Genomic DNA, 23,227 nt, shown 5'->3' on the forward strand with positions numbered 1-23,227 from the left:
AAAATATGATAGATTTACTCATTATTTTACTGCTTTTAGGGGGCTTAATAGCGGGCTTTAGACGCGGGTTCATCGTACAGCTCATCCATATGTTAGGATTGATTGTATCGGTAATCGTAGCGTATAAGTTCTACAAGCCCTTTGCAGAAAAATTAATATTATGGATACCCTATCCGGGGGCGACTGCAGCAGATACGCTGAGCTGGACATTCGAAAATTTGGATATGGATATGACGTTTTATCGGTTGATCGCATTTATTTTAATTTTTGTCGGAATGAAGCTGGTTTTGCAATTAGTTGGTTCCATGTTGGACTTCATAAAGCATATTCCGATTCTAGGTTTCGGTGCGCGTCTCGTTGGCGCAGGACTGGGCTTCATTGAATTCTACGTAATCATCTTTTTTGTATTATCTTTACTTGCGATGCTTCCCGTTGAAGTCATTCAAAACTCAGTAGGTCATTCATTGCTGGCAAAAGCGATATTCGAACATACGCCAATTATTTCCTCGGCAATAAAAAATTGGTGGTTCGTTTATATAGGTTAACGCTCGTAAATAATGTACTGTACATATGAACCAAAAGCTTCCCGAACGCGTGGAAGCTTTTTTAACAGAGTGGGAGGTTACGAACTTGAATAAAAAGACTATAATTCGTACGTTTGAAAAAATTGCATTATATATGGAGTTACTTGGAGAAAACCATTTTAAGGTAGCAGCATTCAGGAAAGCCGCTTCAATTCTGGAATTGGACACGAGAAGTCTCGCTGAGATGGATGATATCCTATCGTTGAAAGGAATCGGTAAAGGAACCGGTGCGGTCATAACTGATTTGATGGAAAAAGGAACTTCCGATGTATTAATGGAGCTTGAGGAGAAGGTGCCAAAAGGTTTGATTCCTCTCTTGAATATTCCTGGATTGGGTGGGAAGAAAATAGCCAAACTACGGGAAGCATTGGATATAGATTCGGTCGAATCACTTCAAGCAGCTTGTGAAAGACAAGAGGTAAGCAAAGTTCCGGGATTCGGCAAAAAGACAGAGGAGAACTTATTGCGTGAAATAGAAATACTTGCAAATCGTTCCGGCAAGACCCCAATTTGGCAAGTGGCTAAAATCGTTGATATTGTTCAGGCTGAATTACAGTTGATTGAGGAAATTCAGAAGTATCAAGTGGCTGGGAGTTATCGTAGGCGCGAAGAAGAAAGTTCAGATGTAGACTGGATTCTCGTAACTGACGAACCCCAAATTGTTCGTGAAAAAATATTGGCTGCGTTACCGATCGAAAAAGTGATTGCAGCAGGCGATGCTAAACTGTCAATTACGCTTGATACAGTAAGTCCAATCGATGCGGATTTTCGCTTTGTAACTGAAGAGCAATTTGCGACGGCACTTCATCACTTTACCGGCTCTGCCGCGCATAATATACGGATGCGCCAGTTGGCTAAAAAACGTAAAGAGAAAATCAGTGAATACGGCGTGGAAGATGAAGCAGGACATGTGCAGACGTTTGCTAGTGAAAAAGAATTTTTTGCTCATTTTGATTTGCCATTCATTCCGCCAAGCATTCGCAAGGACGGAACGGAACTTGATCGTGTAAAGGAGATTTCTACACTTGTCACACCTGAACTAATCCGTTCCGATCTTCATATGCACACCACTTGGTCAGATGGTGGACATTCTATAGAAGAGATGGTGGAGGCTTGCCGTGCAAAAGGCTATTCACATCTGGTCATTACCGATCATTCGCATTATTTAAAAGTAGCAAATGGTTTAACACCTGAGCGTTTATTGAAGCAAATTGAGGAAATTCGTGAAGTGAATGCGTTGTATGATGACATTGAGGTATTCTGTGGAACCGAGATGGATATTCTTCCGGACGGGACATTAGATTTTGATGATGAGATCCTAAAGCAACTGGATTTTGTCATTGCGTCTATTCACTCTAGTTTTAATCAACCGCAGGATCAGATTATGGAGCGTCTGCATGCTGCATGTAAAAATCCACACGTGCACATGATCGCCCATCCAACAGGTCGTATTATTGGTCAACGTGAAGGATATAATCCGGATATCGAGCAGCTCATCAAGTGGGTGAGTGAATATGGTAAAATTCTTGAAGTGAACGCAAGTCCATATCGTTTAGATTTGCGCACAGCACACGTAATACAAGCAATGGAAGCGGGCGTCAATATTGCAATCAATACAGATGCGCACGCGACAGAACAACTTGATATTATGCCGATTGGCGTGGAATATGCACAAAAAGCTTGGCTTCCTGCTGAGCAGGTAGTTAACACATGGCCGCTTGAAACATTTATTGAGAAAGTGATTCGTAAATGAAAGGGAGTGTAAGACATTGGAAAAACGTGTCTTAAAAACACTTGAATTTGATAAAATTATACAACAAGTAGCGGCACAATGTACGTCCATTGCAGGCCGTGCACATATAGAGCAATTGGTACCTTCAAAAAATCTCGAAGATGTCACTCGGTTACTTGAGGAAACAGATGAAGGGTTGGCACTTTTACGTATCCGAGGGAATGTCCCAATGGGTGGAATCCATGATATTCGATCCCATGCTAAACGCGCACAAATTGGTGGAATGTTAAGCGCAATGGAGCTAGTGGAAATTGCAGATACGATCCGTGCTAGCAGAATTCTTCGTCAGTTTTTAGAAGCTGTTGCGACTGAAGGCGAGATCTCTATTCCTCATTTAATCGCGCGTAAAGAAGCGATGCCGATCTTGACAGCGATTGAACATGAAATCAATGCAGCAATCGATGATAATGGTCGAGTGATGGACAGTGCTTCATCCGCGTTACGTTCGACTCGTCAAGGCTTACGAATCCAAGAAAGTCGCGTACGTGAACGTCTTGAAAGTTATACAAGAGGGAAGAACGCGTCGAAAATGCTGTCTGACGCAATCGTTACGATGCGTAATGATCGTTACTGTATTCCTGTTAAAGCAGAATATCGATCCCATTATGGCGGTGTAATTCACGATATGTCATCATCTGGTCAAACACTATTCATCGAGCCAGATGCAGTCGTTCAGGCAAATAACGAGATTCGTGAACTGAAAATTAAAGAGCGGGAAGAAATCGAAAAGATTTTACTAGCCTTATCGGCCAGTGTGCAAGAAATCGCTCATGAGCTATTCACATTAGTGCAGCTATTGGCAGAAGTGGATGTTATTTTAGCGAAAGCTAAGTACGGTACTGCCAATAAATGCACAAAACCAGCAGTTAACGCAGATGGCTATATGCGCCTCTCTAAAGCGCGTCACCCGCTTCTGCCAATTAATGAAGCGGTAGCGAATACGATTGAATTTGGCAACGACATCACAACGATTGTGATCACCGGTCCGAATACAGGTGGTAAGACAGTAACGCTGAAAACAGTGGGACTTTGCACGTTAATGGCACAATCAGGCCTGCCAATACCTGTTCTTGATGGTTCTGAAATTGCCGTCTTTGATTCGATTTATGCGGATATCGGGGATGAGCAATCGATTGAACAGAGTTTGAGTACATTTTCCTCTCATATGGTCAACATCGTGAATATATTAAAGAAGTTCGATGATCGTTCTCTATTGTTATTCGATGAATTAGGCTCAGGGACGGATCCTCAAGAAGGTGCTGCTCTTGCTATATCTATTCTCGATGAAGTACATGGTACTGGCGCACGTGTAATGGCGACAACTCATTATCCAGAATTAAAAGCGTATAGTTTTAACCGGGCAGGTGTTGCCAATGCGAGTGTTGAATTCGACATTGATACGTTGAGTCCGACGTATCGTTTACTAATCGGTGTACCGGGACGAAGTAATGCGTTTGAAATTTCCAAACGATTAGGTTTACAAAGTCATGTAATAGATCGTGCAAAGAGTTTCACAGGAGAAGATCGTGGAGAAGTAGATTCGATGATCGCCTCTCTTGAAACGAGCCGCGTACAATCCGAAAAAGATGCTGAACGTACACATGACGTACTTTTGGAAACAGAGAAGTTGAAAAAAGAATTACACGATAAACTCCAAGAATTCGAGGAGCAAAAAGACCGTTTAACAGAAGCAGCCAAAGAAAAAGCGAAAAAAATTGTGGATCAAGCCAAAACGGAGTCCGAAGCGGTTATTTCAGACTTACGTGCTCTACGGTTGAATGCAGGAGCCAGTGTTAAGGAGCATGAGTTAATTGAAGCTCGTAAACGATTGGAAGACGCTAGGCCTGAAGAAAAGAAAAAGAAAGCTATTAAAGCGCAAGCAGGACCACGTCCGTTACAACAAGGGGACGAAGTAAAAGTACTCGCGTATGGACAAAAAGGGACACTTGTTGAAAAAGTATCAGATAATGAGTGGATTGTTCAAATTGGTATTTTGAAGATGAAATTACCTGAGTCCGGATTGCAATATACGAAGCCTGAAAAAGAAAAGAAACATGTGACAGTGTCAGCAGTAAAAGGCCGTTCTGAGCATGTGAAAATGGAGCTCGATTTACGTGGTGAACGATATGAAGATGCTCTTGCGCGCACTGAAAAGTATATTGATGATGCGTTATTGTCCAACTACCATCAAGTGAATATTATTCACGGTAAAGGAACGGGAGCACTTCGGCAAGGTGTTCAACAATATTTGAAAAAACATTCACGCGTGAAATCCTATCGCTTTGGTGAGGCAGGCGAAGGCGGAAGTGGCGTTACTGTAGTAGAATTAAAATAAATGAAACCTTTCAGCTGCTTGAATCGTATGACAAGCTATAGAACATAAGGAAGGTGTAGCGTTATGAATCATACGGGTTTTTGGAGTCATCCATTAGTTGAGACGGCCGGGTATTTCAGTGTCGTTACACTGTGCTTGATCGTATCGATGGTGCTATTTGAAATTGTAACAAAATATAAAAACTGGGAAGAGATCCGTAAAGGAAACTTGTCAGTGGCGATGGCGACAGGCGGAAAGATATTTGGTGTCGCAAATATTTTCCGCTATTCTATCGAGCAACACAATAGTCTGCCGCAGATGATGGGCTGGGGCTTATTCGGCTTCCTGCTTCTCGTCTTTGCCTATTTGCTGTTCGAATTCCTGACACCGAAGTTTAAGGTAGACGAGGAGATCCAAGCGGACAACCGCTCCGTCGGCTTCATCTCGCTCTGCATTTCGGTCGGACTGTCATTCGTCATCGGCGCCAGTATTTCATAGGAGACCGCATATTATGGAAAGATTAATTAAAATATTATTAGTAGTCTGTGTACTCTTCGTCCTAATCGGAGTATACTGGCTCGTCACCAACACACCCTGACCTCGGTCTTGGTGTGTTTTTTAGTAGTTGAATTGTAGAAGATCAAAACCAAGCGGAGGATAGTTATGTAGTGTTTACGAAAGGATTGAAGCGTTCCCTCCGAAGCGCAAATCCCCTCCCGTATTCCATGTCCAGCCTCTCCATTTCTTGAAAATGTATAATAGCAATCACACTCACATAGACTAAGAGGCATGTATATAGATAAATAAAGCGCTTTCATATTTATCTTGTAAACTAATTAGTTTATCGATATACTAATGAACAAGGAATATTCAAACAATTATATCACGATAAAGGAGTTGTAAAGATGACGAAAAAACCTTGGCTTTCTGTATATCCAAAAGAAATTCCGACTACTTTAGCATATGAAAATATTCCATTGCAAGACTATCTAACCAGATCCAGTAAAAAATATTCAAATAACACAGCGATGCATTTTATGGGGAAAGACATCACGTTCAAAGAATTTCATGAGTCCGCTCTAAAATTTGCTACCTATTTGCAAAAATTAGGAGTCGTAAAAGGTGATCGCGTAGCCATTATGTTACCAAACTGTCCGCAGGGCGCTATCGCTTACTATGGAATTCTATATGCAGGAGCCATTGTGGTTCAGACAAATCCACTGTATACAGAGCGCGAATTGCACTATCAACTCTCTGATTCGGGTGCAAAAGTGATTATATCACTTGATATCTTGTTCCCTCGTGTCACGAAAGCTATGAACGGAACTGCGCTTGAAAATATTATTATTACGGGGATCAAAGATTATCTCCCGTTCCCAAAAAATCTAGTCTATCCATTCATTCAGAAAAAAGAACATAAGTTAACGGTAAAAGTAGAGCATCGTGGTATGCATCATGTATATACCGAAATCATGAAAACAACAAAACCCGATCCGATTCATGTTGCGTATGAGAACGGTGATATTGCATTATTGCAGTATACCGGAGGAACTACGGGACCGCCAAAAGGTGTAGAATTGACCCATTCCAATTTAATTAGCAATACGGAAATGTGTAGTGCATGGTTATACAAAACGACTGATGGCGAAGAAACGATTATGGGCATTCTACCGTTTTTCCATGTGTATGGTATGACGACTGTTTTGATTTTCGCTGTAATGAAAGGTCATAAAATGGTGTTGATACCTAAATTTGATTTCAAGACCGCGTTGAAAGATATTGACAAACAAAAACCAACCATATTTCCTGGGGCACCCACAATCTATATTGGTCTGTTAAATCATCCCGATTTGGAAAAATATGATCTATCTTCTATAAAAGCTTGTCTCAGTGGATCTGCTGCATTACCGGTTGAAGTGAAAGAAAAATTTGAAGCGGTAACCGGTGGAAAACTTGTGGAAGGATATGGCTTAACAGAGACGTCTCCAGTCGCTATGGCTAACTTTATTTGGGATGGATTGGAAAAGCGTGGCTCGGTTGGTGTTCCGTGGCCTGATACGGATGGATGTGTGCTTGGTCCCGGCTCATCAGAACCATTACCAGTAGGAGAAATAGGGGAGATTGCGGTAAAAGGGCCACAAGTAATGAAAGGTTATTGGAATAGACCTGAAGACACACAAGAATCATTCCGCGATGGATGGTTTTTGACAGGAGATTTAGGGTATATGGATGAGGATGGATACTTCTATGTGGTCGACCGTAAAAAAGATATGATTATCGCAAGCGGATTCAATGTTTACCCACGCGAGGTTGAAGAAGTCCTATATGAACACCCAGCTATTCAAGAATGTATCGTAGCAGGTGTACCGGATCCATATCGTGGTGAAACAGTTAAAGCGTATATTGTTTTAAAAGAAGGATATTCCATAACGGAAACAGAATTAGATACGTATTGCAGAAAACAGCTTGCTGCATTTAAAGTTCCAAAACATTATGATTTCCGCGATAATCTACCTAAAACAGCAGTAGGTAAAATACTGCGCAGAACATTAGTGGAAGAAGAACGAAAGAAATTAACGGAAGTTCAGAATTCATTAAAAAGTTCGTAACAAAATGCTTGACTATAAACCAAAAGAATATTAACATGAAAATATGAATGAATAGTCATTCATATTTTCTTTTTGGTGGTGAATCATTAATGAAGCGAACTAAACCTAAATATAAACAAATAGTAGACGCTGCGGTAATTGTTATTGCGGAGAACGGTTACCATCAAGCGCAAGTCTCAAAAATAGCTAAAGAAGCGGGAGTGGCGGATGGGACCATTTATTTGTACTTTAAAAATAAAGAAGACATCCTAATATCTGTATTCAGAGAAAAAATGGCGATTTTCGTAGAAAATATTAAAGAAATATTAAAAACAGATCTTCCAATTGCAGAAAAACTGGAATTAGTTGTGGAAAATCACTTCAAAGTATTGCAAGAAGATCCTCATTTAGCGATCGTCACACAATTGGAACTCAGACAGTCAAATAAAGAACTGCGATTCCAAATCAATAATGTGTTGAAAGAATATATGGTTTTGTTGGATACTTTGCTTGAAGAAGGGGTAGAGAATGGAGAATTATCTCCCGATCTAGACCTTAGACTAGCAAGGCAGATGCTATTTGGCACTATGGACGAAACGATTACCTCTTGGGTGATGAACGAACAGAAGTTTAATTTAGTCAGCCTAGCACCTAAAGTTAGCAATATGCTATTGCATGGCTACGAACAACAGTAAGCATAGTATTAAAGGAGAGATAGTAGATGACATTGATTAACTTGGAAAAGGATGGACATGTCGCATTAGCAAAAATTGATCATCCGCCAGCTAATGCTTTATCTTCAAAATTGATTGAGGAAGTGGATCAGTTGTTAACTAGCGTAGAGCACGACGACGATGTTCGTGTTGTGGTTCTATATGGTGAAGGCCGATTCTTCTCAGCAGGTGCAGACATTAAAGAATTCACTACAATTGACACTGGATCAGCGTTCTCGCAGCTTTCTAGTAAAGGACAAGAAGTTTTCGAGCGTCTTGAAAATTTCCCTAAACCTGTAATCGCTTCCATTCATGGAGCCGCACTTGGAGGCGGTTTAGAGCTTGCTATGGCTTGCCATATCCGTTTAGTTACGAAGAGCGCAAAACTGGGATTGCCTGAATTGCAATTAGGTCTCATTCCTGGATTTGCAGGAACGCAGCGTTTACCACGTTTGGTCGGTGTAGCCAAAGCAGCAGAAATGATGTTGACGAGTGATCCGATCACAGGAGAAGAAGCAGTACAGTGGGGGCTTGCAAATCATGCATATTCAGAAGAAGAACTTTCGGCAGAAACATTGAAGTTTGCGAAGAAGATTTCAGCAAAGAGCCCGATTGCAATGAAACATGCATTACGCATGCTTTCCTTCTCAAAAGACCCGTCGTTCTATGAAGGTGTGGAAGAAGAAGCTAAGTCATTTGGAGTAGTATTCGTCTCTGAAGATGCAAAAGAAGGTATTCAAGCATTTATTGAAAAGCGTCAACCTACATTTACTGGGAAGTAATTATCAAAAAAGGAGGTTCTATTAATGAACATTTATGCATTAGTAAAAAGAACATTTGATACGGAGGAAAAAATTTCAATCTCAAACGGTGCCATTGCTGAAGATGGCGCAGAATTCATCATAAATCCATACGATGAGTACGCAGTGGAAGAAGCTATTAAACTACGTGATGAACACGGTGGGGAAGTAACTGTACTATCAATCGGTAACGAAGATTCCGAGAAACAATTGCGAACTGCATTGGCAATGGGAGCAGATAAAGCAGTACTCATCAATATTGAGGACGACATTGATGATATCGACGAATACACTTCTGCAAGAGTCATTGCGGATTACTTAAAAGATAAAGATGCTGATCTAATTCTGGCGGGTAACGTAGCAATCGATGGCGGTTCAGGACAAGTGGGACCACGTGTTGCAGAATTACTAGGCATTAACTATGTCACGACAATTACTGAATTAACGATAGACGGTACGAACGCAACAGTTGTACGAGACGTAGAAGGGGATTCAGAAACTATTGAAACATCCTTGCCGATTCTCGTAACAGCACAACAAGGTCTAAACGAACCACGCTATCCTTCATTGCCAGGTATTATGAAAGCAAAGAAAAAACCTCTTGAAGATCTAGAGTTCGATGATCTGGAACTAGAGGAAGAGGATGTAGAAGCGAAGACGGAAACAAAAGAAGTCTTTTTACCACCTGCGAAATCAGCGGGGCGTGTACTTGAAGGTGAGCCAGCAGATCAGGCAGCTGAACTTATAAAATTATTGCGTAACGAAGCGAAAGTAATTTAATTCATATAGAGAACCGTACTTAGGAGGGACTATATTATGTCAAAGAAAATGTTAGTTTTAGGTGAAGCACGTGATGGAGAACTACGTAACGTGTCATTTGAAGCAATTGCAGCAGCAAAGAATATTTCAGGCGGCGGAGGAGTTGTCGCTGTTCTTATAGGGGATCAAGTTCAGTCGCTTGCCGAAGAAATGATTCATTATGGGGCGGACCGTGTAGTAACGGTTGAGCATCCGCATTTGAAGCACTATACACCAGACGGCTTTGGCCAAGCATTCCTTGCAGTGTACGAAGAAGAATCCCCGGACGGCGTCGTATTTGGACATACAGCCATGGGGAAAGACTTATCACCGAAAATTGCTAGTAAGCTTGGAACTGGATTAATTTCAGATGTTACAAAAATCGAAGGAGAAGGCGACGATGCAGAATTCATCCGCCCGATCTATTCTGGTAAAGCATTTGAACGAGTGGAAATTAAAGAAGGGTTGCAATTTATCACAATCCGGCCGAACAACATCGAGCCATTAGCGCATGATGCTAGCCGCTCAGGTGACGTAACAGCGAAAAGCGTGGAAATCACGAATCTTCGCTCTGTCATCAAAGACGTAGTACGTAAATCAACAGAAGGCGTTGATTTATCTGAAGCGAAAGTAATCGTAGCAGGCGGCCGTGGCGTCAAAGGACCTGAAGGATTTGAGCCTTTAAAAGAATTGGCAAATCTTCTAGGCGGTGCAGTCGGTGCTTCACGTGGCGCATGTGACGCAGACTACTGCGATTATTCACTACAGATTGGTCAAACGGGTAAAGTCGTTACACCGGACTTGTATATTGCAGCTGGAATTTCTGGAGCCATCCAGCACGTAGCAGGTATGTCCAACTCGAAAGTCATTGTGGCAATCAATAAAGATCCAGAAGCGAACATCTTTAAAATTGCGGACTACGGTATCGTAGGTGACATCTTCGAGATTATTCCCATCATGATCGAAGAAATTGAAAAGATTAAAGTCAGCTAATGAATGGGTACAGGCATTTTTTTAGCCCCTTCTATACCTCCATGATATAATACGAATATAGTTAAAGACTAAGGAGGAAATAAGAATGGCAATTATTAATGCAACTGATTCGAACTTTGCTGAAAACGTAAAAGAAGGCGTAGTACTAGTGGACTTTTGGGCACCTTGGTGTGGTCCTTGTAAAATGATCGCTCCTGTACTAGAAGAACTTTCAGGTGAACTAGAAGGAAAAGCGAACATTGTAAAAGTAAACGTGGACGATAACCAAGAAACTGCTAGCCAGTTCGGTATCATGTCGATCCCAACACTTCTTCTCTTTAAAGACGGGGAAGTAGCTGAGAAGGTAGTAGGCTTCCAACCGAAAGAAGCACTTGCACAACTAGTTGAAAAACACGCATAAATACAAGAGACCGGGCCGCAGAGCAGCCCGGTTTTTTAGTAGGTGAAAATAATGAATGAAATCATTGAACATAAACTTTCGATCCTCCCCGAATTGCCAGGTTGTTATTTAATGAAAGATCGTCAAGGTACCGTCATTTATGTAGGGAAAGCAAAAGTGTTGAAAAACCGTGTGCGTAGCTATTTCACGGGTTCCCATGATGGCAAGACGCAGCGATTGGTCGGAGAAATAGAGGATTTTGAATATATAGTTACCAATTCTGAAATTGAAGCATTAATTTTGGAATTGAACATGATAAAGAAATACGATCCAAAATACAATATTATGCTAAAAGATGACAAAACATATCCTTACTTGAAAATCACTAACGAACGTCATCCGAAATTGATCATTACACGAAAAGTCAATAAAAAATCAGGTAAATATTTTGGGCCATATCCAAATGCTAGCGCTGCCCATGAAACGAAAAAATTACTGGATCGCTTATATCCGTACCGTAAATGTCAAAGTATTCCTACACGCGCGTGTTTATATTATCATATCGGTCAATGTCTTGCGCCTTGCATTAAAGAGGTACCTGCTGATGCGTATACTGAAATGATTGCAGACATTACACGATTCCTTAATGGCGGCTATAAAGAAGTCAAAAAGGAACTTCAGCAAAAAATGAATAAAGCTGCGGAAGAATTGGAATTTGAACGTGCGAAGGAATATCGTGATCAAATTACCAATATTGAAACCGTTATGGAAAAGCAGAATATGAATGCGAATGATTTTACAGATCGTGATATTTTTGGCTATGCAGTGGATAAAGGTTGGATGTGTGTGCAGGTGTTCTTCGTTAGACAAGGTAAGATGATAGAACGAGATGTCTCCATTTTTCCGGCCTATCGAGATCCAGAAGAGGAATTACTAACATATCTGGGTCGTTTCTATGGGGAAGCTCAACATTTGTTGCCAAAAGAAGTACTTCTGCCGGAAACCGTTGATTTTACATTAGCAGATCAATTACTCGATACGAATGTGTTGATACCACAACGTGGAAAGAAAAAAGAACTTGTCAAACTGGCCGTCAAGAATGCGTCTATTGCATTGAATGCTAAATTCCAAATTATTGAACGCCAAGAAGAACGTACAATTGGTGCTTGTGAAGAACTTGGAGAAGCGATGAACATCAGTACCCCTCTTCGCATCGAAGCTTTCGATAACTCGCATACACATGGAGTGGAACCAGTATCCGCAATGATATCATTTGTAGATGGAAGACCTAATCGAAAAGATTACAGAAAATATAAAACTAAAACTGCTGCAGCGCATGATGATTATGGTGCGATGCGTGAAGTGGTTAGGCGACGCTATGCACGTGTTTTAAAAGATCAGTTGCCTTTACCCGATTTAATTGTCATTGACGGTGGGAAAGGACAGATGGAAATCGCACGTGAAGTGCTAGAAGATGAACTCGGACTTTCCATCCCGATAGCCGGACTGGCAAAAGATGATAAACATAATACAGCGCAGTTGCTGTACGGTCATCCGCCGCAAATTGTCCCGTTGAAGAAAACGAGTGAAGCTTTTTACTTGCTTCAACGCGTTCAAGACGAAGTTCACCGATTTGCTATTACGTTCCATAGACAGAGGCGGGGGGCATCTTCACTGACTTCATCACTTGATGGAATTGAAGGTGTTGGACCCAAACGTAAACAGCAATTACTGAAACATTTTAAAACAGTGAAAGCCATACGCGAGGCAACTCCTGAACAATTAAAAGAAGCAGGGATGCCAAAGAAAGTAGCGGAAGAGTTGCTCGCTCATTTCCAACAACCTGAGGAGTCTGAAAAAGCCCCTGACTGAAGTCAAGGGGCTTTTATTAGTATGTAGTGTTAAGTTATCAGATTACTAATAGAAGTTTGATTTTTGCCGCAATTTATCCGAATAGTCAGTAATTTTTGCGAGGACGGAAAACGCACAAATAAATGAGTGGTGTAATGGAGACAAAAGATAGGAAAAACTCTCAAACCCTAAATCCTGTAGGATTCATGCAATGTCAAGCGTTGTCGGATCATAGGGGAAAGTGAGGGGTTATTCGACGTTTTTAGAAAAATCATAATCTACTATGAAAAGTACACAGCGTCTTGACCTGTCCAATACAGAGGAGTACAATATACATGTTATCATATTGTACCATGAAGAGAGGTACTGGTGAATGTGAACTAGATAGAGAAACGCATCACTACAGTATAATCTCAGAAATAAGGGAGGGTAAAAGACTTGTCGAAAGAAACAGATTTTTTCTTACGCCGTCTACATTCGTTGCTTGGTGTAATTCCAGTTGGACTTTTTGTTGCCCAACACTTAGTAATTAACCATTTTGCAACGCGCGGTGAGGAAGCATTCAACACAGCATCTAATTTTATGGGGAACTTGCCGTTTGTATTTTTCCTGGAATGGTTTATTATTTACATTCCACTCATGTTCCACGCGTTTTACGGAGTGTACATAGCTTTCTCAGCGAAATACAACGTGGGCCATTACAGTACTTTCCGTAACTGGATGTTCACGCTCCAACGGTTCACGGGCGTATTCCTTGTCATCTTCATTGCATGGCATGTATACGAAACTCGTATTCAAAAAGCTCTTGGAGCCGAAGTAGACTTCAACATGATGGTCGATATTTTGTCGAATCCACTTATGCTTGTATTCTATATCCTAGGTGTTGTATCTGCTACTTTCCATTTAGCAAACGGACTTTGGTCTTTCTGTGTTACGTGGGGAATTGCACAATCACCAGAATCACAAAAAATCGTGTCTTACATCACAATCGTTATATTCTTAATACTTTCTGTAATTGGAATTCAAGCACTTCTAGCTTTTGTGTAAAAAACTAACTAACTAATGAAATTATGTATAATTGAGGAGTGACACAATAATGGCAAAAGGCAGATTGATTGTCGTCGGTGGAGGACTAGCTGGACTAATGGCTACCATCAAATCAGCGGAAGCTGGTGTACCGGTTGACTTGTTCTCGCTAGTACCAGTAAAACGTTCCCACTCCGTATGTGCCCAAGGCGGCATTAACGGTGCTGTAAATACGAAAGGTGAAGGCGACTCCGTCGACATTCACTTTGATGATACAGTTTACGGTGGGGACTTCCTAGCGAATCAAAAACCAGTACAAGCAATGACGGCAGCAGCTCCTGGAATTATCCACTTATTGGACCGTATGGGTGTTATGTTTAACCGCACGCCAGAAGGTCTATTGGATTTCCGTCGTTTCGGTGGTACACTTCACCACCGTACAGCGTATGCAGGTGCAACAACTGGACAACAGTTACTTTATGCTCTTGATGAACAAGTGCGTTCTCACGAGGTATCAGGACTTGTACAAAAATACGAGCACTGGGAATTCCTTGGAATTATTAAAGATGAAGAAGGTACGTGCCGTGGGATCAAAGCTCAAAACTTGAAGACAATGGAAATTCAAGCGTTCAAAGCGGATGCTGTCATCATGGCAACAGGCGGCCCTGGTATTATTTTCGGTAAGTCCACAAACTCTGTGATCAATACAGGTTCTGCGGCTTCCATCGTATACCAACAAGGTGCAAAATATGCAAACGGAGAATTTATTCAAATTCACCCAACAGCGATTCCAGGAGACGACAAGCTTCGTCTAATGAGTGAATCTGCACGTGGTGAAGGTGGACGAGTTTGGACGTATAAAGATGGAAAACCATGGTACTTCTTGGAAGAAAAATATCCGGACTATGGTAACCTAGTTCCACGGGATATTGCGACACGTGAAATCTTTGACGTGTGTGTAAACCAAAAACTAGGTATCAACGGTGAAAACATGGTGTACTTGGATCTGTCCCATAAGGACCCGAAAGAACTTGACATTAAACTTGGTGGAATCATCGAGATTTATGAAAAGTTCACGGGAGATGATCCGCGTAAATTGCCGATGAAAATCTTCCCGGCTGTTCACTACTCAATGGGTGGACTATGGGTTGACGATCACCAGCAAACGAGCATCCCAGGCCTATTCGCAGCAGGCGAATGTGATTACTCACAGCATGGTGCAAACCGTCTAGGTGCTAACTCTTTGCTATCTGCTATCTACGGCGGAATGGTCGCAGGACCAAACGCAATCGATTATATGAAGCATCTAAAGCGCACAGCTGATGAACTTCCTGCAACGATCTTCGAAGATGCAGTGAAAGAAGAGCAACAAAAATGGGAAGACACTCTGAAAATGGATGGCACGGAGAACGCGTACATTCTTCACAGAGAGCTTGGCGAATGGATGACTGACAACGTAACGGTTGTTCGTTTCAATGATAAATTGAAGCAGACAGACGAGAAAATTGTCGAGTTACTTGAGCGTTATGAAAATATTAATATTACGGATACACAGCAATGGTCTAACCAAGGAGCTATTTTCACACGTCAGTTGAAAAACATGCTATATCTAGCACGTGTAATCACTTTAGGTGCATTGAATCGTGATGAGAGTCGTGGCGCGCATTACAAGCCGGACTTCCCAAATCGTGACGATGAGAACTTCTTGAAAACAACAATTGCGGAATTCGATGGAGTCTCTGCACCAATTATTTCATATGAAGATGTAGATACATCTATCATTCCTCCACGTATCCGCGATTACTCAGCGAAGAAAGGAGATTAACAAAAGTGAGCGAACAACAAACAGCAACTGCTACAAAAACTGTCGTGTTTGACATTCATCGTCAAGATACTGCTACTTCAAGCCCATATGTGGAAAGATTTGAAGTTCCATATCGCCCGAATATGAACGTAATTTCGGCTCTAATGGAAATCAGACGTAACCCAGTAAATGCCAAAGGTGAAAAAACGACGCCTATTAACTGGGATATGAACTGTTTGGAAGAAGTCTGTGGTGCATGTTCAATGGTTATAAACGGTCGCCCTCGTCAGTCATGTACTGCGCTGGTTGATCAGTTAACACAACCTATTAAACTTGAGCCTATGCGTACATTCCCAGTCGTTCGTGACTTAGTTGTTGACCGTGAATTCATGTTCGATTCGTTAAAACGTATTAAAGCATGGGTTCCGATCGATGGTACGTATGATCTTGGTGAAGGTCCTCGTATGCCTGAGCGCAAGCGTCAATGGGCATATGAATTGTCTAAATGTATGACTTGTGGGGTATGTCTAGAAGCTTGTCCGAACGTAAACGACAAGACGAACTTCATGGGTCCTGCATTAATGTCACAAGTACGTCTATTCAATGCCCATCCGACGGGTGCAATGAACAAAGATGAGCGTTTGGCTACTGTTATGGGAGACGGAGGAATCACTGAGTGCGGTAACTCACAAAACTGTGTAGTTGCTTGCCCTAAAGGAATTCCATTGACGACTTCAATCGGTGCAATTGGTAGAGCAACGACGATCCAAATGTTCAAAAACTTCTTCGGAAGTGACCACCAAGTAGATTAATTTCCATAAACGAAACTGTCCAAGAAGTCTATGACTTCCTGGACAGTTTTTTTGATGTTTAGAGCTTCTAGACTATGTTAGAAAGCTTCAGATTTCTTCTTTGGAAAATGTCCGTCACCTATCTTCAATCCTTAGTAGTCATAAATTGAATCTGCGCCGTCAGGAAAATACTAAATATTATTTGACGTAAATATATATTTTGATATACTGAAGAAATGAATAATCATTCATTATGAAGGGGTGCATGTAAATGAGAGAGAGTTATATTGATGATTTAGAGGAATGGATAGAGGGATTTCATTTTCATGCGGAAGTTACAGTCCGTTTTTCTGAGACGGATATGTATGGACATTTGAACAACACAAAAGTCTTTGCATATTTTGAGTATGCTAGAATTGAATTTTTGAAGCATCTACACCATATGGACAAGTGGGTGGATCCAAAGGGCAAAACTATTCCAATAGTGGCGGATTTACAATGTGATTTTGCGAAGCAAGTGTACTTTGACGAAAAGCTACAGATCTATGTAAAGGCTAATTCCATGGGCACGAGTTCAGTTGATTTGCATTATATGGCTAAGAATGAACGCAATGAAATGGTCTTCACAGGTAGAGGTGCTATCGTTCAAGTTGGAAAAGGTGATGGAATGCCTGTTGCATGGACAGAAGAAGAAAAACAGATGTTTCTCGAAAACTCGTAAAAGCCTACACAGCCGCCCCTATCCTTACATATCCTAAGGGGAAAGCGTAAAGAGGAGGGGCGCATCTTGGATGAAATGCAAAACCGTTCTTTATTAACAAATCGGGAACGACAAATTTTCACTTTGCTGGTAGACGATTTTACAACAAAAGAAATTGCTGGACAGCTGACCATTAGTGAGAAAACCGTACGAAATCATATTTCGAATACGATTCAAAAATTGGGCGTGTCAGGCAGAGCACAGGCTATCGTTGAATTATTGCGATTGGGAGAATTACAGCTAAACTAAAAATGATAGCTTGCTTACGATAGTAGATTAATTTTGTGCAATCGGTGTCAATTACTTCTTCTCTAGCCTATAACCGAAGGAAAAAATGTTGCGTTCATCAATGAAAACGGTACAATGAAAAGATAGGACTCATTTCAGGGAGCTGATTTTTTGTTGAATGAACAGAAAAACGTACCAACTGATATCGTAACGATGGAAAAAGACTTGCGATACATTGCGTCCATCATTAAAGAACAGGGTCGGAAAATATTAAAGAACTCTACTATTACACCTCCTCAATTCAGCGCTCTTCAATGGTTGTTGGAACATGGTGATATGACCATCGGTGATCTATCCAATAGAATGTTCCTAGCTTTCAGCACCACGACGGATTTAGTAGACCGAATGGAAAATAGTCAACTAGTGAAGCGAGTGCGGGATGAAAAGGATCGTCGGGTTGTTCGTGTCCATTTATTACCTGAAGGGATACGGATTATTGAAGAGGTCATACAGAAGAGACAAGAGTATTTACAAGACGTTCTTGCCGATTCAAATGAGCAAGAAATTCAGCGGTTTTCAGAATTGCTGGCTACATTACATGAACAGATGACAAGAGATTGAGGGATTACATTGAATGCACCTATTGGAGTAATTGATTCGGGGGTCGGTGGACTGACAGTTGTAAGAGAGTTACGCCACCACTTACCGAATGAACCTATTATTTATATTGGCGATGATGCACGTTGTCCGTATGGTCCTCGACCTGCGGAAGAAGTGTTGCAATTTACGATGGATATGGTCAACAGTCTGGCGCAAATGGGTATAAAATTGCTGGTGATTGCGTGTAACACTGCGACTGCCATAGCGCTAGAAGACATACGGAAGAAATTTGATTTTCCTATTGTCGGTGTGATTAAGCCAGGGGCCAGAGCAGCTGTCAACGCGTCGCAAACAGGTGAAATTGCCGTGCTTGGTACAGAAGGCACCGTGAACAGTAAAGCATATGATCAGGCGATACAAGCTCTAAAAAAGGAAGCGAAAGTCTATTCACTTGCGTGTCCGGAATTCGTGCCAATCGTTGAAAGTGGAGAATATCGCGCACAGGCGGCAAGGGATATAGTTGATAAGACATTACAGCCTTTGCATAACTACTCGTTTGATTCTGTAATACTTGGCTGTACGCATTATCCATTATTGCTAGAACATATTGAAGCGCATTTCTCCAATCAAAAGAATGTTATATCTTCAGCGGCGGAGACTGTGATTGACGTTGAAGGGATTCTTAAAGCTAAGCAATTACAATCTGTTTTAGCTAAAGAGCCCATATTTTACACAACAGGCTCGTTGGAAAAGTTTCAAGCCATCGTTGAAGATTGGCTTGCTATTCCTCAGCCAGACGTACGTAAGTTGACTTTTTGAAGTATATGGCAGTACCCGAAAACTGTACTTCGTTTTCGGGTTTTTTGCTGCGAATATGGTAAGATGGATTGATTGTAGACTTGATGAGCAGGTCACACCAAATAAATGAACCAAAATGGAGGATATTATATGCGACACGATGGAAGAACCACAGAAGATATTCGTACAGTAACGATAGAGAAAGATTATTTGATACACCCAGAGGGTTCCGTACTGATTTCAGTAGGCAATACTAAAGTAATTTGTACAGCGACGATTGAAGATCGAGTACCGCCGTTTATGCGTAATAGTGGAAAAGGGTGGATATCCGCTGAGTACTCCATGTTGCCACGCGCCACAGGACAACGGACAATCCGTGAATCATCCCGCGGTAAAGTAGGTGGTCGTACAATGGAAATCCAGCGTTTGATTGGACGGGCTTTGCGTGCAGTCGTTGATTTGGATGCTATTGGAGAACGTACGATTTGGATTGACTGTGATGTTATTCAAGCAGACGGTGGAACGCGAACGTCTTCCATTACAGGCGCGTTCGTTGCGTTGGTTATCGCTGTGAATAAATTGCAAATCGAAAAGCAACTGCCCGTTTTTCCAGTTCGTGATTTCCTAGCAGCTACAAGTGTGGGGAAATTGGCTGACGGTCAATTGATCACAGATCTCGATTATGTAGAAGATTCTTCGGCAGATGTGGATATGAATGTTGTGATGACGGGACAAGGCCAATTCGTTGAACTCCAAGGGACAGGCGAAGAAGCTACTTTTTCTCGTGCGGAAATGAATGATTTATTGACATTAGCTGAATCGGGAATCGAACAATTGATTACCATTCAAAGAGAAGTATTAGGCGAGTTGGCAGATAAGATTGGACAACAGGCAGGCGAAGCACAATGAAAGAAGTGTTAATCGCAACGAATAATAAAGGAAAAGCGAAAGACTTTGAAGTTCTCTTTCGTCCTTTAGGTATTACCGTGCTGACGTTGCAAGATATCGAAGAATCAATTGATGTAGAAGAAACCGGTACCACTTTCGTTGACAATGCCATACTGAAAGCTGAGACCGTTGCAAATTTACTGGGGAAAATAGTAATTGCGGATGACAGCGGGCTAGAGGTTGATGCATTAGATGGCGAGCCGGGTGTTTACTCTGCGCGCTATGCAGGCGAGCCTTCAGACGATGAAGAGAATATCGATAAGTTGCTAGCTAAACTTTCAGGAGTACCTAAAACAGCACGTCAGGCACGTTTTCGATGCGTTCTGGCAATTGCAGGACCAGGTGTCGAGACAACTACCTATTCTGGTAGCTGTGAAGGTGTCATTACAGAACAACGACAAGGAACGAATGGGTTCGGCTATGATCCGATATTTTATGTGCCTTGTAAAGAAAAAACAATGGCGGAATTATCTGCAGAAGAGAAAAGTGCGATCTCTCATCGAGGGGCAGCTTTAGCTGAGTTAAAAGAACAGCTACCGGAATTTATTACGCGGATTGGTGAGATAAAATGAAGCTAATTGTTTTAAGTGATTCACATGGCGACGTAAATACAGTGAAGCAAATTACATCATTGCAAGCGGACGCAATATTCCATTGTGGAGACAGCGAATTATCGGCAAAAGATCCAATGCTCAATGGAATTTATATTGTTCGTGGTAACTGTGATCGAGATGATCTATTCCCAGCGTCCATTGTTCAGAAAGTGGACGATGAGACTGTATTTGTCGTCCACGGCCATGAACATGACGTTAAGCGCTCTATGCTGACTCTTTCCTACGCAGCAGCTGAACAGCAAGCCACCATTGTATTATTCGGACATTCCCATTTGTATGGGGCGGAAATGATCAACGATGTACTTTTTGTTAATCCGGGAAGCACGACGCAACCACGTGGCGATAGGAAAGCTACCTACGCAGTCATCGAAATAGCCGATGCTTATACTGTGAGTTTTTACAGTATGAATCACGACTTACTAGACCAAATCATTTTAAATAAATAGTTTTAAGAAATAGTGTTGACTTTTGTCTAGGTTATGCATATAATAGTTCTTGTGCCTGTGGTTGCAGGTGTTTGTCTCAGTAGCTCAGCTGGATAGAGCAATGCCCTTCTAAGGCATCGGTCGGGGGTTCGAATCCCTCCTGGGACGTAATAAGATCAGTCACAAACCATTGATGCAATTTGGTTTGTAAGAAACTAGGGATTCGGTCAGGGCTTCGGTCACTGGTGCAGAATCCCTTTTTTGTACCCTAACATTTTACGTATAATGAGACATGAAATTATCTTCCAATTCAACTGAATGGAGGATTTTTTTATTATGACAAAAAAGACCGGATTATTTGATGTGGATTTTATACTGACAACCAAAGAGCTTACCGCTTCTATTCAAGGAGAGAAGGCGACTACCGCTCACTACAAGCCCTTTTCGGAAGCTTTAGGAACTATTATGAACCAAATGCAGGTGAGCGGCTATCGCCCTCGTACTCTGAAGGATTACGATACGATCGTGCATAACTTTGCAAAGAGTACAGGGGTTACCTATTTAGAAGAGCCATATTAACAAATAAGGTTACTACTAACTAAGCTTTCGCTATGAATAGATTCCCGGCTATAGGTGAGTATGATTTAAGGGTTTGTGCAGAGAAGGTTTTCCGAATTGATTAACGTAGATGACTATAGGGTATTTATATATAGAGAGGTGATAGTAAATGAAGTTCACGTTAATCCAACAAAATGATACACATGGGTGTTTAGAATTACACGAAGAGCTTTTTTGGGATTCAAAAGGTCCGATTTTAAAGAAAGTTGGCGGATATTCGAGAATTTGCAAGTACGTAAAAGATGTAAAAAAAGAAAATAATAATGTGCTCTTTTTTGACGGCGGGGATTTGTTTCATGGAACATTGCCGCTTTTAGCAAGTAGAGGAAATGCCATTATACCTCTACTCGAGAAAATGCCGTTGGACGGTTTTGTACCGGGTAATTGGGATTTCGCATATGGCAAAGAACAGCTACAAAGTTTGACGAATAATCTTTCTTTTCCTTCGATCGCCTGTAATTTAAAGGATCAGGATACAGGAAGGCCTTTATTGAAACCGTACATCGTAAAAGAAATGCAAGGGGTGAAGGTAGGTGTCATTGGTCTAACGTATCCTTATGTCGATATTACGATGCCGCCAAGCTTTTCTAAAGGAATGATTTTTTCAACTGGTGTTGACGAAGTACAAGATTATGTCGAGAAGTTAAAGGCTGAAGTCGATATCATTGTGCTTCTGAGTCATATGGGACTTCCCCTCGACGCCAAATTAGTTAATTTGGTAAATGGAATTGATATCGTTCTTTCTGGTCATAGCCACGATCGTGTGATAAAACCGATTATCCTTAATAATACTTATATTGTACAGGCTGGTTCAAGCGCATCATTTTTAGGCCGTTTAGATATTACATTTGAAGATGATAAAGTAACGGAAGTGAAATACGAGTTAGTAACCGTGGATGAGACATTCGAAGAAGATGAAGAAGTTCAGGAAATGGTAAACTCAATTTTAGCACAATATGAAACAGAACGAAGCACTATTGTAGGAGAAACAAAAGTTATTTTACATCGTTCAACTTTAGAAGAGGCGCCGATGGATAAGCTTATAACGGATGCATATTTGTCTTCATTTGATTGTGATGTTGCTTTTTCACACGGTTGGCGATATGGTCCTCCAATGGCCGTTGGTCCGCTTACTTTGTATGATTTACATACAATTATTCCAGCAAATCCAGAGTTATTTACACTTGAGCTTGATGGAGTAGCACTTTTGGAGGCATTAGAAAATAATTTGGAACAAGTGTTTTCTTCCGAGCCATTTGATCAAAAAGGTGGTTATATTTTGCGTTCCAGCAACTTAATGATGACTTACAAACCGAATAATCCAAAAGGGAATCGTATTCAGAGCTTGCAAATAGCAGGCGAAAACATTGACTTGAAAAAAGTATATAAAATTGTTGGTGGCGGGGGTCAACTATTCAAAATGCATGAAAAAAAGAAGGTTTATCAAGACATTCACGCCATTGATCTCATTTGCTCATACCTTAAGGAAAAAAAACCGTACGATGTGAAGGTAGGAATGGACATTCTTAGCGTCTGAGACGAACATTAAATACTCGTTGAAAAGATTGGGAAGAACTAATCTCCAGTGAAAGAATCATAGTTATTCAAAAAAATGGCCTTTCGTGAATTTATACGATAGGCCATTTTTTCGTCTACTCATTCCGTGTGTTGAAAAAAGTGAAACAGGATTGGAAAAATCTTTTAGTATTTAATACCGAAAAATATATCGAATAAATTTCGATTTTCATCAAACCTTCATATAGCTTTAGTAATATGGAATCTACGTGCTAATGAGCAGGAGGT

The 23,227-nt window shown here is 41.1% G+C and carries 23 protein-coding genes and 1 tRNA gene; all 24 read left to right on the forward strand.

Going from position 1 to position 23,227, the window contains the following annotated elements; translation table 11 throughout:
* The first annotated feature begins 5 nt into the window (after positions 1–5).
* A complete protein-coding gene (locus tag CSV67_RS00685) occupies positions 6–545 on the forward strand; it encodes a CvpA family protein (RefSeq protein WP_099629714.1) in 540 nt (179 codons plus the stop codon).
* An 85-nt stretch (positions 546–630) separates the two neighbouring features.
* Positions 631–2,337 (forward strand): DNA polymerase/3'-5' exonuclease PolX, encoded by a 1,707-nt coding sequence (gene polX, locus CSV67_RS00690; protein ID WP_099629715.1) that lies wholly within the window; start codon positions 631–633, stop codon positions 2,335–2,337.
* A 16-nt stretch (positions 2,338–2,353) separates the two neighbouring features.
* Entirely contained in the window at positions 2,354–4,711 is a 2,358-nt protein-coding gene (locus CSV67_RS00695; protein WP_099629716.1) for an endonuclease MutS2, read from the forward strand.
* A gap of 63 nt (positions 4,712–4,774) precedes the next feature.
* On the forward strand, positions 4,775–5,188 hold the full coding sequence (locus tag CSV67_RS00700; RefSeq protein WP_099629717.1) for a DUF350 domain-containing protein: 414 nt from the start codon (positions 4,775–4,777) through the stop codon (positions 5,186–5,188).
* 407 nt (positions 5,189–5,595) lie between these two features.
* Positions 5,596–7,299: a long-chain-fatty-acid--CoA ligase gene (locus CSV67_RS00705; protein WP_099629718.1), complete on the forward strand. Its 1,704-nt coding sequence runs from the start codon at positions 5,596–5,598 to the stop codon at positions 7,297–7,299.
* An 89-nt stretch (positions 7,300–7,388) separates the two neighbouring features.
* Positions 7,389–7,973 (forward strand): fatty acid metabolism transcriptional regulator FadR, encoded by a 585-nt coding sequence (locus tag CSV67_RS00710; protein WP_099629719.1) that lies wholly within the window; start codon positions 7,389–7,391, stop codon positions 7,971–7,973.
* Positions 7,974–7,999: 26 nt separating this feature from the next.
* Positions 8,000–8,773 (forward strand): enoyl-CoA hydratase, encoded by a 774-nt coding sequence (locus CSV67_RS00715; protein ID WP_099629720.1) that lies wholly within the window; start codon positions 8,000–8,002, stop codon positions 8,771–8,773.
* A gap of 24 nt (positions 8,774–8,797) precedes the next feature.
* Positions 8,798–9,571: an electron transfer flavoprotein subunit beta/FixA family protein gene (locus tag CSV67_RS00720; protein WP_099629721.1), complete on the forward strand. Its 774-nt coding sequence runs from the start codon at positions 8,798–8,800 to the stop codon at positions 9,569–9,571.
* 36 nt (positions 9,572–9,607) lie between these two features.
* Entirely contained in the window at positions 9,608–10,582 is a 975-nt protein-coding gene (locus tag CSV67_RS00725; RefSeq protein ID WP_099629722.1) for an electron transfer flavoprotein subunit alpha/FixB family protein, read from the forward strand.
* Positions 10,583–10,667: 85 nt separating this feature from the next.
* Complete coding sequence (gene trxA, locus CSV67_RS00730; protein WP_099629723.1) at positions 10,668–10,982, forward strand: thioredoxin; 315 nt, start codon at positions 10,668–10,670, stop codon at positions 10,980–10,982.
* A gap of 51 nt (positions 10,983–11,033) precedes the next feature.
* A complete protein-coding gene (uvrC, locus tag CSV67_RS00735; protein WP_099629724.1) occupies positions 11,034–12,833 on the forward strand; it encodes an excinuclease ABC subunit UvrC in 1,800 nt (599 codons plus the stop codon).
* 417 nt (positions 12,834–13,250) lie between these two features.
* Positions 13,251–13,859, forward strand: a complete 609-nt coding sequence (locus tag CSV67_RS00740) for a succinate dehydrogenase cytochrome b558 subunit (RefSeq protein ID WP_099629725.1) — start codon at positions 13,251–13,253, stop codon at positions 13,857–13,859.
* A 49-nt stretch (positions 13,860–13,908) separates the two neighbouring features.
* Complete coding sequence (sdhA, locus tag CSV67_RS00745) at positions 13,909–15,663, forward strand: succinate dehydrogenase flavoprotein subunit (protein WP_099629726.1); 1,755 nt, start codon at positions 13,909–13,911, stop codon at positions 15,661–15,663.
* Between the two features lie 5 nt (positions 15,664–15,668).
* Positions 15,669–16,454, forward strand: coding sequence for a succinate dehydrogenase iron-sulfur subunit (gene sdhB, locus CSV67_RS00750; RefSeq protein ID WP_085131141.1), 786 nt, complete (start codon positions 15,669–15,671; stop codon positions 16,452–16,454).
* A gap of 250 nt (positions 16,455–16,704) precedes the next feature.
* Positions 16,705–17,154, forward strand: a complete 450-nt coding sequence (locus tag CSV67_RS00755; protein WP_099629727.1) for an acyl-CoA thioesterase — start codon at positions 16,705–16,707, stop codon at positions 17,152–17,154.
* A 75-nt stretch (positions 17,155–17,229) separates the two neighbouring features.
* A complete protein-coding gene (locus CSV67_RS00760) occupies positions 17,230–17,442 on the forward strand; it encodes a helix-turn-helix domain-containing protein (RefSeq protein WP_085428963.1) in 213 nt (70 codons plus the stop codon).
* Positions 17,443–17,634: 192 nt separating this feature from the next.
* Positions 17,635–18,042, forward strand: a complete 408-nt coding sequence (locus tag CSV67_RS00765; RefSeq protein WP_099630006.1) for a MarR family winged helix-turn-helix transcriptional regulator — start codon at positions 17,635–17,637, stop codon at positions 18,040–18,042.
* A gap of 9 nt (positions 18,043–18,051) precedes the next feature.
* The gene (racE, locus tag CSV67_RS00770; RefSeq protein WP_099629728.1) at positions 18,052–18,840 is read left to right on the forward strand and encodes a glutamate racemase; all 789 of its coding nucleotides are present in this window, start codon (positions 18,052–18,054) and stop codon (positions 18,838–18,840) included.
* Between the two features lie 129 nt (positions 18,841–18,969).
* Positions 18,970–19,728 carry a ribonuclease PH gene (rph, locus tag CSV67_RS00775; RefSeq protein ID WP_099629729.1) on the forward strand — a complete coding sequence of 253 codons (759 nt, stop codon included), beginning with the start codon at positions 18,970–18,972 and terminating at the stop codon, positions 19,726–19,728.
* Positions 19,725–20,339, forward strand: a complete 615-nt coding sequence (locus CSV67_RS00780) for an XTP/dITP diphosphatase (RefSeq protein ID WP_099629730.1) — start codon at positions 19,725–19,727, stop codon at positions 20,337–20,339. The genes rph and CSV67_RS00780 overlap by 4 nt, the downstream gene beginning before the upstream one ends.
* Positions 20,336–20,827 carry a metallophosphoesterase gene (locus CSV67_RS00785; RefSeq protein ID WP_099629731.1) on the forward strand — a complete coding sequence of 164 codons (492 nt, stop codon included), beginning with the start codon at positions 20,336–20,338 and terminating at the stop codon, positions 20,825–20,827. Before CSV67_RS00780 ends, CSV67_RS00785 begins: the two co-directional genes overlap by 4 nt.
* Positions 20,828–20,900: 73 nt before the next feature.
* A tRNA-Arg gene (locus tag CSV67_RS00790) sits at positions 20,901–20,974 on the forward strand.
* A gap of 168 nt (positions 20,975–21,142) precedes the next feature.
* Entirely contained in the window at positions 21,143–21,385 is a 243-nt protein-coding gene (locus tag CSV67_RS00795; protein WP_199173100.1) for a hypothetical protein, read from the forward strand.
* 148 nt (positions 21,386–21,533) lie between these two features.
* Positions 21,534–22,961: a bifunctional metallophosphatase/5'-nucleotidase gene (locus CSV67_RS00800; RefSeq protein WP_099629732.1), complete on the forward strand. Its 1,428-nt coding sequence runs from the start codon at positions 21,534–21,536 to the stop codon at positions 22,959–22,961.
* Positions 22,962–23,227: the final 266 nt, after the last annotated feature.

Origin of the sequence: Sporosarcina sp. P2, assembly GCF_002743255.1 — a bacterium.
Lineage (GTDB): Bacteria > Bacillota > Bacilli > Bacillales_A > Planococcaceae > Sporosarcina.

Bases quoted from the DNA above. Each gene is read 5' to 3' on its own strand.
- CSV67_RS00785 (WP_099629731.1), top strand. From the start codon at position 20,336: ATGAAGCTAATTGTTTTAAGTGATTCACATGGCGACGTAAATACAGTG.
- CSV67_RS00705 (WP_099629718.1), top strand. From the start codon at position 5,596: ATGACGAAAAAACCTTGGCTTTCTGTATATCCAAAAGAAATTCCGACT.
- CSV67_RS00760 (WP_085428963.1), top strand. From the start codon at position 17,230: ATGCAAAACCGTTCTTTATTAACAAATCGGGAACGACAAATTTTCACT.
- CSV67_RS00765 (WP_099630006.1), top strand. From the start codon at position 17,635: ATGGAAAAAGACTTGCGATACATTGCGTCCATCATTAAAGAACAGGGT.
- CSV67_RS00755 (WP_099629727.1), top strand. From the start codon at position 16,705: ATGAGAGAGAGTTATATTGATGATTTAGAGGAATGGATAGAGGGATTT.
- CSV67_RS00800 (WP_099629732.1), top strand. From the start codon at position 21,534: ATGAAGTTCACGTTAATCCAACAAAATGATACACATGGGTGTTTAGAA.
- uvrC (WP_099629724.1), top strand. From the start codon at position 11,034: ATGAATGAAATCATTGAACATAAACTTTCGATCCTCCCCGAATTGCCA.
- trxA (WP_099629723.1), top strand. From the start codon at position 10,668: ATGGCAATTATTAATGCAACTGATTCGAACTTTGCTGAAAACGTAAAA.
- CSV67_RS00710 (WP_099629719.1), top strand. From the start codon at position 7,389: ATGAAGCGAACTAAACCTAAATATAAACAAATAGTAGACGCTGCGGTA.
- sdhA (WP_099629726.1), top strand. From the start codon at position 13,909: ATGGCAAAAGGCAGATTGATTGTCGTCGGTGGAGGACTAGCTGGACTA.
- CSV67_RS00700 (WP_099629717.1), top strand. From the start codon at position 4,775: ATGAATCATACGGGTTTTTGGAGTCATCCATTAGTTGAGACGGCCGGG.
- CSV67_RS00715 (WP_099629720.1), top strand. From the start codon at position 8,000: ATGACATTGATTAACTTGGAAAAGGATGGACATGTCGCATTAGCAAAA.
- CSV67_RS00720 (WP_099629721.1), top strand. From the start codon at position 8,798: ATGAACATTTATGCATTAGTAAAAAGAACATTTGATACGGAGGAAAAA.
- CSV67_RS00685 (WP_099629714.1), top strand. From the start codon at position 6: ATGATAGATTTACTCATTATTTTACTGCTTTTAGGGGGCTTAATAGCG.
- CSV67_RS00795 (WP_199173100.1), top strand. From the start codon at position 21,143: ATGACAAAAAAGACCGGATTATTTGATGTGGATTTTATACTGACAACC.
- CSV67_RS00780 (WP_099629730.1), top strand. From the start codon at position 19,725: ATGAAAGAAGTGTTAATCGCAACGAATAATAAAGGAAAAGCGAAAGAC.
- CSV67_RS00725 (WP_099629722.1), top strand. From the start codon at position 9,608: ATGTCAAAGAAAATGTTAGTTTTAGGTGAAGCACGTGATGGAGAACTA.
- rph (WP_099629729.1), top strand. From the start codon at position 18,970: ATGCGACACGATGGAAGAACCACAGAAGATATTCGTACAGTAACGATA.